This window comes from Microbispora sp. ATCC PTA-5024, assembly GCF_000511135.2.
GTDB classification, from domain to species: Bacteria; Actinomycetota; Actinomycetes; order Streptosporangiales; family Streptosporangiaceae; genus Microbispora; species Microbispora corallina.
The window spans coordinates 489,362-498,477 of record NZ_KI866522.1; the positions used below are offsets into that span (position 1 = coordinate 489,362).

Sequence of the window (9,116 nt, forward strand, 5' to 3'; positions counted from 1 at the left end):
ACGGCGACTCCCGCGATCAACGGCTGACGGGACCGGCTTCCGCCGGGGTGAAGCCGAACACGTCCCCGTAGAAGGACAGTTCGGCCTCCAGCGCGGCGACCATGGCGGCGCGGCCCCGGAAGCCGTGCCCCTCCCCCTCGAAGAGCAGGTGGCGGTGGGGCACCCCCTGCTCGGCCATCCGTTCCAGGAACCGCTTGCTCTGATCGGGCGGGCAGATCACGTCGTCGGCGCCCTGCAGGAGGAGGAACGGGGTGGTGACCGCCGCGGTACGGGACGCCGGCGACCGCTCGTGGTAGCGCTCCGGCACGGACGCCGGGGGCCCGACGAGCGAGTCGAGGTAGTGCGCCTCGAAGTCGTGGGTGAGGCCCTGAGCCAGAGACCACAGGTCAAGCACCGGGTAGTAGAGCGTTGCGCACGCGTAGACGTCGGTCGCCGACAGGGAGACCGCGGCCGTGAAGCCGCCAGCGCTGTGCCCCCGGATCGCCAGGCGCCCGGCGGCGGCCACCCCCTCCCGGACCAGCGCGCGGGCGACCGCCGCGCAGTCGTCGACGTCCACCACGCCCCACTGACCGCGCAGCCGCTCGCGGTACGCGCGCCCGTAGCCGGGGGTGCCCCCGTAGTTGACGTCGACGACGCCGATGCCCCGCGACGTGAAGTAGGCGATCTCCAGGTTCAGCGTGAGGGGCGCCCGCAGCCCGGGGCCGCCGTGGGCCCAGACGACATACGGAGGCCGTTCGCGCTCGGGGCCGGTGGCGTCCCGGTTTTGCGGCTCGTACACGTTGGCGTGGATCGGCCGCCCGCCGGGACCGGTGAACACGCGCGACACCGGCTCGGGAAGGAACTTCGGGTCGACGGGGACGCGGGGCGCCGGGTTCACCGGGCGGCCCGTCACGGTGGCCGTGTCCACCTCGACGACCTCGTACGGCGACCGGCTGTCGGCGGCGACGCCCACGACGCGGCCGCCGGTGGCATCGAGGTGCGGCAGCCACTCGGTCCACGGCCCGGCCACGTCGACCGGCGCGCCTCCGGCCGCGTCCATGACCGCCAGGCGCTGCGCCCCGGCGCCGTGCAGCACGGCGACGCGCCCGCCCGGCAGCGGGACGAACCAGCGCAGGCCGAGGCGCTGGCAGCCGGCGACGTCCTCCTCGGCCGGGTGGAGCGCCTCGGCGGCGCCGGTCTCCGGGTCGACGCTGTACAGAGTCCACCAGCCGGTGCGCTCGCAGGCGGCCAGCACCCGTCCGTCCGCTCCCCACTCGGCCTGGGCGACCGGGTCTCCCGGCCCGCCGGTCAATGTGCGGACCCTCCGGGCCGTGCCGTCCGGGCCGATGTCGGCGATGCGCAGCTCGGCGGCGTCCCACGGCATGTGCGGGTGATCCCAGGCGAGCCAGACCGCCTGCCGCCCGTCCGGGGAGAACCTGGCGCCCGAGACGAAGCGGTGCCCGTCGTCGCAGACCTGGCGCACCGCGGCCCGGTCCCCGGCGGCGGACCCGTCCAGCGGGACGGCGACCAGCAGCCGCCGCAGGTCGCCCGGGCCCTCTCCGGTGAACTCCTCCAGCACGCAGCGGACCTCGCCCCGGGCCGGGTCGATCTCGGGCTCCGCCCAGCGCAGGCCGCCGCCGACCGGCGAGACCGGGGTCAGCGGCCGCGGCCGGGCGTCCGGGACGTCCGGCTCGCACGCGTACAACCGCTGGTCGGGGAGGTGGACGAACACGGCCACCACGCCCCGGTCCCCCGGCGCCGCCGCCCAGGGCCGGCCGCCGTACTCGATCACCCTGCTGCGGACGTTCCACGGGGCCGGCAGCACGGAGACCGCCGAGCCGTCCCGCGTCCGCCGCATGAGCACGGTGCGGCCGTCCTCCTCTGGACGCGGCTCGACCCACCAGACCTCGTCGCCGACGAGACCGACGTACGACGGGAAGGCCGGCTGCCCCGCGGTCATGCCCGTGGTCGCCAGCTCCGCCGTGATCGGCGACGCCCACGACCCGTACGGCGCGGGAGCAGCGCTCATCGGTTCTTCTCCTTCGCATCGTCGAGCCTGACACGGCGAATCAGGAATCCCCGCCGCATAACGTATCTAGCCCCCCAAACCACACCAAAAGAGACCGGTCAGGAATCGAGAAGCGCCGGTCAGCGAGCCGCAACTAGCCTGACCACCCCGGGTCGACGCGACCCACGACTCCAAGGAGTGACGATGAGCGACTCTTCCACCGAGGGAATCAAGACCGTCCTGCACCCCGTGTCCGACCTGGCCAAGGCCAAGGAGGTGTACGCCGCCCTGCTGGGCATGGAGCCGCAGCACGACAGCGCCTACTACGTGGGCTTCGACGTCGCCGGCCAGCACATCGGGCTGGTGCCGGGCGGCGGGCCGCAGGGCATGAGCTCGCCGGTCGCGTACTGGCACGTGCCGGACATCGAGGCGAAGCTGGCCGAGGTGACCGCCGCGGGGGCCGTCGTGAAGGAGGCCGCGCACGACGTCGGCGGCGGCCGCCTGGTGGCCACCGTCACCGACCTCGACGGCAACGTCCTCGGCCTGCTCCAGGACTGAGCGGCACGTGACGGCGGCGCCGAACGCGACCCCGGCCGGCGTCGGCCGGACGGGCGTCGCGCCCGGCGGACGCCGCCCATCAGGTAGACAGTGGACTGTCGCCGCGACCGCGGCCCCCGCCCACCGGGACGGAGAGAGGATGAGCATGACCACGAGGACGGACAGGCAGTCGCCCGAGCCGCACGTCGCCGACAGCCACGATCTGATCCGCGTGCACGGCGCGCGCGAGAACAACCTCAAGGACGTCAGCGTCGAGCTCCCCAAGCGCCGGCTGACGGTGTTCACCGGCGTCTCCGGCTCGGGCAAGAGCTCGCTGGTGTTCGACACGATCGCGGCCGAGTCGCAGCGGCTGATCAACGAGACCTACAGCGCCTTCGTGCAGGGGTTCATGCCGACGCTGGCACGGCCCGAGGTCGACGTGCTCGACGGGCTGACGACGGCGATCATCGTCGACCAGCAGCGGATGGGCGCCGACCCCCGTTCCACGGTCGGCACCGCCACCGACGCCAACGCCATGCTGCGCATCCTGTTCAGCCGGCTCGGGCGGCCGTACATCGGCTCCCCCCAGGCGTTCTCCTTCAACGTCGCCTCGGTCAGCGGAGCCGGCTCGATCTCCATGGAGCGCGAGGGCCGGACCGTCAAGGAGCGCCGCACCTTCAGCGTCACCGGCGGCATGTGCCCGCGCTGCGAGGGCCGCGGCTCGGTCAACGACATCGACCTGACGCAGCTGTACGACGACACCAAGTCGCTCAACGAGGGCGCGCTCACGATCCCCGGCTACAGCATGGACGGCTGGTACGGCCGGATCTTCAGCGGCTGCGGCTTCTTCGACCCGGACAAGCCGATCAGGAAGTTCACGAAGAAGGAGCTCGACGACCTGCTCCACAAGGAGCCGACCAAGATCAAGGTCGACAACATCAACCTGACGTACGAGGGCCTGATCCCGAGGATCCAGAAGTCGATGTTGTCCAAGGACGTCGCCTCCCTGCAGCCGCACATCCGCGCGTTCGTCGAGCGGGCCGTGACGTTCACCACCTGCCCCGAGTGCGGCGGCACCCGCCTCAGCGAGGCGGCCCGGTCGTCGAAGATCAAGGGGATCAGCATCGCCGACGCCTGCGCGATGCAGATCAGCGACCTGGCCGCATGGGTCGGCGGCCTCGACGAGCCGTCGGTGGCGCCGCTGCTCGTCGCGCTGCACCATACCCTCGAGTCGTTCGTGGAGATCGGGCTGGGCTACCTCTCGCTCGACCGGCCGTCGGGCACGCTGTCGGGCGGCGAGGCGCAGCGCACCAAGATGATCCGCCACCTCGGCTCCTCGCTCACCGACGTCACCTACGTCTTCGACGAGCCCACCATCGGACTGCACCCCCACGACATCCAGCGGATGAACGACCTGCTCCTGCGGCTGCGGGACAAGGGCAACACGGTGCTCGTCGTGGAGCACAAGCCGGAGATGATCCAGATCGCCGACCACGTCGTCGACCTCGGTCCCGGCGCCGGCACGGCGGGCGGCAGCGTCTGCTTCGAGGGCACGGTCGACGGGCTGCGGGCCAGCGGGACCCTCACCGGGCGGCACCTGGACGACCGCGCCTCCCTGAAGCCGTCGGTGCGGACGCCCTCGGGCGTGCTGGAGGTGCGCGGCGCCCGCGCCCACAACCTGCGGGACGTCGACGTCGACATCCCGCTCGGCGTGCTCGTCGCCGTCACCGGGGTGGCGGGCTCGGGCAAGAGCTCGCTGATCCACGGCTCGGTGTCGGGGCGGGACGGCGTAGTCGCTGTCGACCAGACCCCGATCCGCGGCTCGCGGCGGAGCAACCCGGCGACGTACACCGGACTACTCGACCCGATCCGCAAGGCGTTCGCGAAGGCCAACGGCGTGAAGCCGGCGCTGTTCAGCGCCAACTCGGAGGGCGCCTGCCCCGCCTGCAACGGCGCCGGCGTCATCTACACCGACCTGGCGATGATGGCCGGCGTCGCCACCACCTGCGAGGAGTGCGAGGGGAAGCGCTACCAGGCCTCGGTGCTGGAATACCACCTCGGCGGACGCGACATCAGCGAGGTCCTCGCGATGTCGGTGGTGGAGGCGGAGGAGTTCTTCGGCGCCGGCGAGGCCCGCACGCCGGCCGCCCACGCCGTCCTCGGCCGGCTCGCCGACGTCGGGCTCGGCTACCTCAGCCTCGGCCAGCCGCTCACCACGCTGTCGGGCGGCGAGCGGCAGCGGCTCAAGCTGGCCACCCACATGGCCGCCAACGGCGGCGTCTACGTCCTCGACGAGCCGACCGCCGGTCTCCACCTCGCCGACGTCGAGCAGTTGCTCGGCCTGCTCGACCGGCTCGTCGACTCCGGCAAGTCGGTCATCGTCATCGAGCACCACCAGGCGGTCATGGCGCACGCCGACTGGATCATCGACCTCGGTCCCGGCGCCGGCCACGACGGCGGCCGGGTCGTCTTCGAGGGCACCCCGGCCGACCTCGTCGCCGCCCGCTCCACCCTCACCGGCGAGCACCTCGCGGCCTACGTGGGCGGCTGACCCGGGCCGCGGAGCGGCCGCTCGCGCGGGGGCGAGTGGACGAGCCGCCGCCGACCTGGGAAAATGCCGACGTGCACCACAACCGCTCCACACCCGACGACGTCGTTCCCCCGCAGCGCCTGCGCGACCTCGCGCTGCTGCGGCGGGTGCGCGACCGGATGGACCGGGAGTACGCGCGGCCGCTGGACGTCGAGGCGCTCGCCCGCGGGGTGAACATGTCGGCCGGGCACCTCAGCCGGGAGTTCCGGCGCGCCTACGGAGAGTCGCCGTACGCGTATCTGATGACGCGGCGCATCGAGCGGGCGATGGCGCTGCTGCGCCGCGGCGACCTCAGCGTCACCGAGGTCTGCTTCGCGGTCGGCTGCTCGTCGCTGGGCACGTTCAGCACCCGCTTCACCGAGCTGGTCGGGATGCCGCCCAGCGCCTACCGGCGGGAGGCGGCCCGTGCCACGGCGGGGCTGCCATCGTGCGTGGCGAAACAGGTGACGAGGCCGATCAGGAATCGAGAAGCCCCGGCCGGCGCGCCGCAACTAGCCTGACCGGCATGGACATCACCATCCACACCTGCGCGCTTCCGCACGACGACCCGGAGGCCTCCCTGGCCTTCTACCGCGACACCCTCGGTTTCGAGGTCCGCACCGACGTCGGGCACGGCAGGATGCGCTGGATCACGGTCGGTCCTCCCGGCCAGCCCGGCACCTCGATCCTCCTCGCGCCGCCGGCGGCCGACCCCGGCATCACCGACGAGGAGCGCCGCACCATCGTCGAGATGATGGCCAAGGGCACCTACGGCTGGCTCCTGCTGGCCACCCGTGACCTCGACGACACGTTCGAGAAGCTGCAGGCCGGGGACGCCGAGGTCGTCCAGGAGCCGATGGAGCAGCCGTACGGGGTCCGCGACTGCGCCTTCCGCGACCCCGCGGGCAACCTGCTCCGCATCCAGGAGCTTCGCTGAGGGGTCGCTGTCGGCGACCTTTTGAGTAGGGGTGTACTCATCCCCGCGCGGCACGCCTCATGTGACGGTGGTGCGTGTCTCACTCAGCGAAGGGCGGCCGCGTGGAAAGCGAACTGTTCCCCATCGTCAGCGCAATCCTGGCCGGACTGCTGATCGAGCTGGTCCGGCCCTCGGCCCGGCTGTGGGCCGGCGGGCTGCTCGCGCTCGTCCTGGGCGCTCTCGCCACGTTCGTCAGCGGGGAGTCCGAGATCAGCTGGGCCTTCCTGCTCTTCGACATCCCGCTCGTCGCGGTCACCTCGTTCGCGACGATCTGGGCGGTCCGCCTGCTTCGCCGCCGGTCGGCGGAACGGTCGTGAACCGCGACGGCGGATTCCGCTGGTCCCGGGCCGGTTCGCTCGGCATCCGGATGGACGAGGCCGGCGACCGATGGTGGTCGGGGCGGGTGACCAGCCTCCTCGTCCGTTCCGACGGCCGGGTCCTGGCGGGCACGGAGACCGGCGGGGTCTGGGTCGCCGACGAGGACGGCCGGGCCGGGCTCGCGCTGAGCGCGGCGTGGGAGCGCCCCGAGATCGGCGCCATGGCGTTCGGCCCGGACGGCGAGGGGCACGTGTTCGCCGGGGGCGGGGGTTTGTACGTGACCGACCAGTCGAGCGCCCTGCCGCTGCTCGACTGGCACCCGATCACCTCGATCCAGGCCCGTTCGCCGGGAGGCGTCGTCGCCCTCGGCGTCCTGACGACGCCGCGCCGCCTGGTGGTGGCGTGCGGGGCGGGCGTCCTGTGGTCCGACATCCCGGCGGCCACTCCGGGCGGGTGGGCCGACGGGTACGTCTGGAACGCCGTGACCGGCCTCCCGGACGTCTTCAGCATGGCGATCGGGTCTCGGGACCGGACGCCGCGCGCCCAGCCGGCTGGGGTGCAGGACACGACGATCGTCCTGGGAGCGGCGGGCGGCGGCATCCGGGTCGGCGACTGGCGGAGCGGAGCGCTCACGTTCACGCAGGCCACCGTCAACGGGATCAACCCGAGCGACATGTCCGCGACCTCGGTGGCGGCCTGCGAGCGGCAGCCCAGCCGCCTGTACGCCGCGGTCAGCGGACGGAACGGGCGACTGCTGGCCGTCCTGCGCTCCGACGACGGCGGCGACGTCTGGAACGTCTGCGGCTACACCCCCGAGGAGTTCGGCCTCCTCGACGGCTACCTCGGCGACGCCGGGCAGTTCCACTCGGCCGTCGGCGTGCACCGCACGCGCCCCGACACCCTCGCGGTGGGATGGCTGGGCGGCCCCGCCTACTCCACCGACGGCGGGATCACCTGGAGCCGGCCCGGAGGAGACGTCCACGCCGACAAACACGCCGTCGTCTTCGCCCCCGACGGCGGCGGCCGGGTGTACGTCGGATGCGACGGCGGCGTGTTCTCCACCGACGACATGGGCGGCTCCTACCGCAGCCTGTGGAACAGGCCCCTGCCGACGCTCCAGTGCTACAGCAGCGACGGCGCCCGCCAGTCATGGGGAGGGGCCGGGGTCAGCGCGCAGATCCCGGGCATCGTCGCGACGGGCACCCAGGACAACGGCAACGTGTTCGCCGTCGTCGAGCCGGGCGGAGAGGAGTACCGCCCGCTCACCGACGGAGACGGGGGGTTCTGCGCCGCGCTGACCGCGATCCCGTGGGTGCTCACCGTCCTGTCCCTGCAGGCCGGCCCGTCGCCCATCGTCGCGCACCACTGGAACGAGACCGAGCGGCGCTTCGACGTGACGTACGAGCCGAAGATCGTCGCCGCCGGGCCCGGGCAGAAGGCAGGCGATCCGCTGCGGGCGCCGCTGTGCGTGGAGGCCGTGACCCGTCCGCGGCTGAACTCGCACGACCCCGCCATGCACGCGGTGGCGACGGTGGGCCCGAACCTGTACGGCCTGGTCGCCGAGCCCGGGCTGGGAGGCGGCGGCTCCTCCGGCGGCGGCCCCGAGGTCGTCTGGGGCGGCGGCACCCCTGCCTGGCGGTACCTGGGATCGGCGCCCGACAACCTGGATCTGTGGGCCGCCGGCTCCTACAACGGCGACCTCGTCTACGCAGGCACCGGCAACCGGCGCATGTTCGGCTTCGACCGCAAGGGCGGCCGGACCGAGTTCGGGGTGCTCGACCTGCCGCGCAACGCCGGGGTCATCCACCGCATCGTGCAGCTCGCGGATCTGTCGGCGTTCGCCGTCAACCGGACCGCCAAGGGGTCGATCCTGTACTACCAGTCGGGCGGGTTCGCGTGGCGGCCCGTCTTCGAGCCGGGCGACACCATCTGGGCCTTCGAGGTGTGCGGCGACCAGGAGCACGGGGCGGTCCTCGTGGCGGCGACGGAGACCGCCGTCCACTCCAGCTACGACTGGGGCGCCACCTGGTACGTCGCCTCGGACGGGCTCCCGCGAAACCCCCGCTGCGCCGACCTGCGCCATCGGGCCGACAGCGTCGGGGGACGTGTCTATCTGTCCACGTACGGATGGTCCATCTGGGCCGCCGAGCTGCCGGACGGACCGCCGCCGCCGCACGCCGAGGACCTCCGCCTGGCCCCCGAGCTGCGCCGGCTTCTCTCCCTCACCCAAAGACTGTGGGCCGACGGCGACACCGAGGGCGCCCACCGGAACGCCCTCCAGGCCCTGGAGACGTACCGGGACCTCGCCCGGACCGATGCCGACGCCGAGACGCCCGAGGTCGCCGGCGACCTGGTGGCCTTCGCGGGTTATCTCCCGCCGCAGCCCGCTGTGGAGGCGGCCGAGGCGGGCGTCGCGGTCTACCGCCGGCTAGCCGCCCTCGACCCCGCTCACCGGCGCGCCCTGGCCTCCGCCCTCTACCAGCTCGCCGTACGCCGCTACTCCGCCGCGCCTCCCGGTCGGGCCGGCGCCGATGCGGACGAGCCCGGCCGGGAGGCCATCGCGATCGACCTCGAAGCCCTCCCCGAGATGACTCCGTCCGGGAAGCTCGGCGTGGCCGGTGAGCTCGAGTACGTGACCGGCTACATCGTTCCGGGCCAGGTCGCCATCGACGCCGCCGCCGTCGCCACCCAGGTCTTCCGCGACGCCGCCGGCGCCGACGCCTCCCTGG

The 9,116-nt window shown here is 73.1% G+C and carries 7 protein-coding genes; 6 read left to right on the forward strand and 1 reads right to left on the reverse strand.

Annotated elements, in window-relative coordinates; genetic code table 11:
• Positions 1-16: 16 nt before the first annotated feature.
• Positions 17-2,008 carry a S9 family peptidase gene (locus MPTA5024_RS02240; protein ID WP_036319199.1) on the reverse strand — a complete coding sequence of 664 codons (1,992 nt, stop codon included), beginning with the start codon at positions 2,006-2,008 and terminating at the stop codon, positions 17-19.
• Between the two features lie 183 nt (positions 2,009-2,191).
• On the opposite strand from MPTA5024_RS02240, the gene MPTA5024_RS02245 reads away from it, so the two are divergent.
• The 6 genes from MPTA5024_RS02245 to MPTA5024_RS41750 form a co-directional block, all read left to right on the forward strand.
• Positions 2,192-2,545, forward strand: coding sequence for a VOC family protein (locus MPTA5024_RS02245; RefSeq protein WP_036319202.1), 354 nt, complete (start codon positions 2,192-2,194; stop codon positions 2,543-2,545).
• A 139-nt stretch (positions 2,546-2,684) separates the two neighbouring features.
• Positions 2,685-5,075, forward strand: a complete 2,391-nt coding sequence (locus tag MPTA5024_RS02250; protein ID WP_036319205.1) for an excinuclease ABC subunit UvrA — start codon at positions 2,685-2,687, stop codon at positions 5,073-5,075.
• A 158-nt stretch (positions 5,076-5,233) separates the two neighbouring features.
• On the forward strand, positions 5,234-5,614 hold the full coding sequence (locus MPTA5024_RS02255) for a helix-turn-helix transcriptional regulator (protein WP_198167063.1): 381 nt from the start codon (positions 5,234-5,236) through the stop codon (positions 5,612-5,614).
• Between the two features lie 5 nt (positions 5,615-5,619).
• Positions 5,620-6,030, forward strand: coding sequence for a VOC family protein (locus MPTA5024_RS02260; RefSeq protein ID WP_036319208.1), 411 nt, complete (start codon positions 5,620-5,622; stop codon positions 6,028-6,030).
• Positions 6,031-6,131: 101 nt separating this feature from the next.
• Positions 6,132-6,386: a hypothetical protein gene (locus MPTA5024_RS02265; protein WP_036319211.1), complete on the forward strand. Its 255-nt coding sequence runs from the start codon at positions 6,132-6,134 to the stop codon at positions 6,384-6,386.
• On the forward strand, positions 6,383-9,116 hold a 2,734-nt coding region (locus MPTA5024_RS41750; RefSeq protein WP_036319213.1), incomplete at its 3' end, for a WD40/YVTN/BNR-like repeat-containing protein. The genes MPTA5024_RS02265 and MPTA5024_RS41750, both read left to right, overlap by 4 nt.

Bases quoted from the DNA above. Each gene is read 5' to 3' on its own strand.
- MPTA5024_RS02240 (WP_036319199.1), bottom strand. From the start codon at position 2,008: ATGAGCGCTGCTCCCGCGCCGTACGGGTCGTGGGCGTCGCCGATCACG.
- MPTA5024_RS02245 (WP_036319202.1), top strand. From the start codon at position 2,192: ATGAGCGACTCTTCCACCGAGGGAATCAAGACCGTCCTGCACCCCGTG.
- MPTA5024_RS02250 (WP_036319205.1), top strand. From the start codon at position 2,685: ATGAGCATGACCACGAGGACGGACAGGCAGTCGCCCGAGCCGCACGTC.
- MPTA5024_RS02255 (WP_198167063.1), top strand. From the start codon at position 5,234: ATGGACCGGGAGTACGCGCGGCCGCTGGACGTCGAGGCGCTCGCCCGC.
- MPTA5024_RS02260 (WP_036319208.1), top strand. From the start codon at position 5,620: ATGGACATCACCATCCACACCTGCGCGCTTCCGCACGACGACCCGGAG.